At 37.2% G+C, this 2,001-nt stretch carries 4 protein-coding genes; 2 read left to right on the plus strand and 2 right to left on the minus strand.

The genetic code is table 11. From position 1 onward, the window contains the following. Both M595_RS27270 and M595_RS27275 read left to right on the plus strand, forming a co-directional pair. A partial coding sequence (locus M595_RS27270; RefSeq protein WP_023069821.1) for a GDSL-type esterase/lipase family protein occupies positions 1 to 514 on the plus strand: 514 nt, incomplete at its 5' end. Between the two features lie 27 nt (positions 515 to 541). Further along, positions 542 to 1,234, plus strand: a complete 693-nt coding sequence (locus tag M595_RS27275; RefSeq protein ID WP_023068229.1) for a haloacid dehalogenase type II — start codon at positions 542 to 544, stop codon at positions 1,232 to 1,234. A 9-nt stretch (positions 1,235 to 1,243) separates the two neighbouring features. Here the strand turns inward: M595_RS27275 and M595_RS27280 are convergent, their stop codons facing one another. Together M595_RS27280 and petJ are read right to left on the minus strand one after the other, a co-directional pair. Further along, the gene (locus M595_RS27280; RefSeq protein ID WP_023068261.1) at positions 1,244 to 1,480 is read right to left on the minus strand and encodes an excalibur calcium-binding domain-containing protein; all 237 of its coding nucleotides are present in this window, start codon (positions 1,478 to 1,480) and stop codon (positions 1,244 to 1,246) included. A gap of 123 nt (positions 1,481 to 1,603) precedes the next feature. Beyond that, positions 1,604 to 2,001 (minus strand): cytochrome c6 PetJ (gene petJ, locus M595_RS27285; RefSeq protein ID WP_238987150.1); only part of this gene is annotated, 398 nt, incomplete at its 5' end.

Raw genomic sequence — 2,001 nt, forward strand, 5'->3', positions numbered from 1 at the left:
AGTTTGTGTTGAGGCTCATCAATACCCGGATGAAATTACTCACTATAACTTAGGTATCCGACGAGAAACCAGTGCAGATATTCTGAAACGTTGGTTGGGGGAAGTTTCTTGTCGTTTATCCCCAGAAGATGACAGCCAAGTGGTGTTTTCTTTTGGGGTGAATGATACGACTATTGAACAGGGAAAAACACGGGTGAGTTTATCTGACTCTCTTAATAATACCCGTCAAATTTTAACAACAGCTTCATCTCATTTTCCGGTTTTAATGATTGGGCCTCCACCGATTGCAGACATTGAACAAAATCAGAGAATTAATAATTTATCTGAAAAAATACAGTTTATTTGTGAGCAGGTTAATATTCCCTATCTTGATGTTTTTACACCCTTAAAATCTTCTGCGGTTTGGATGAGTGAAGTTGAAAACTATGATGGCGCACATCCCCGTGAAAAGGGCTATGCTAAATTAGCTAATTTAGTTAAAAGTTGGTCAGCTTGGCAATCATGGTTTAAGTAAAAAATATTAGAGTTTAGGAGGTTGGAAATGTTAAAATTTAATCAATTTGAGGCTTTGAGTTTTGACTGTTACGGAACTTTAATTGATTGGGAAAATGGCATTACTCCCGTTTTACAAAAAATTGTTTCCGATCATCAAATTGACTGCGACGAACAACAATTGTTAAAGTTTTTTTCTGAATATGAGCCAATTGCTCAAAGTGGAAAATATCAAAATTATAAAGATGTTTTGCGAGAAGTTGTTCAAAAAATTGGGGAACGGTTGGAGTTTGAACCCACAATTTCTGAATTAGAGAGTTTATGGAAGTCGATTGAAACTTGGAAAACTTTTTCTGATACCGTAGAAGCGTTACAAGCGTTAAAGCAAAAGTATCGTTTGGTAATTATTTCTAATATTGATGATGATTTATTTGCTCAAACGGCTCAACAGTTACAGGTAGAATTTGATGACGTTATTACTGCTCAACAAGTCAAATCCTATAAACCTACCCTGAGAAACTTTGAATTTACCCTAGAAAAAATTGGACTATCCCCAGATAAACTATTACACGTTGCTGAGAGTTTATATCACGATATTGCCCCCGCAAAACAGTTAGGTTTAACCACAGTTTGGGTGAACCGACAACAAGGCAAAGAAGTAGGTGCGACTCAACCCACCGCAGCCGAACCCGACTTAGAAGTTCCTGACTTAAAAACCTTGGTTTCTTTAATCAATTCCTGATTTTTTCTATTAGTCTTGTTCGCAACCAATTCCGTCTTTATCGCGATCAAATCGATGGGGGTCTGGGGATAAAACTTTAAACCGACGATAGGAAATATCTTGACAATCTAAGTCAGGAGGGCTAGGAGGAATACATATTTTTTCACCCTTTTCTCCCGTCGGATAGGAGGGGTCACAGGCTTGCTGTTGTGCCATGGCGGGAGAGAAAAAGATCAGGAAAGCTATCAAAATTAGCAGTTTAATCATCTCTTTTTAATCTCTACTTTAAGAGATGTGAATTAGGGATAATGATCTTTTGTTTCTCTCCTATTCTATCTCACTCATTAGCCATTTGCCAACTTGAACATCTGTTAAAACAGAGTTGAATAACTAAGATTTCCAATTGTTTTCCGCTTGTTTCATCACATAATCAGAAACATCTTCTATTTCTTTGGGGGTTAAACGTTCTTTATAAGCAGGCATATTACCTTTCCCCTGAGTAACTAAGTAAGAAATCGCCTCAATCGTATCATATCCATTGCGGTTTAATGCGTTTTTCTTGAGCGTTTTCCCCCATCTGATAATATTACCGCCTCCGACATGACAACCCGCACATTGCAGGTTAAAAATCTTAGCACCATTTTGGGAGTTAGCCGCTTGAACTGGAGAAGCAAAAGTGAACAAGACTAAAGTAACAATCAGGAGAAAATGGATGAAGGTTTGATGAATTTTCATGGAACTATAAATCAAAAGTTTTAAACGATAAATCCCCTGAAAGTTTATAGGAG

The sequence above is a fragment of the Lyngbya aestuarii BL J genome (assembly GCF_000478195.2).
Classification (GTDB): Bacteria; Cyanobacteriota; Cyanobacteriia; order Cyanobacteriales; family Microcoleaceae; genus Capilliphycus; species Capilliphycus aestuarii.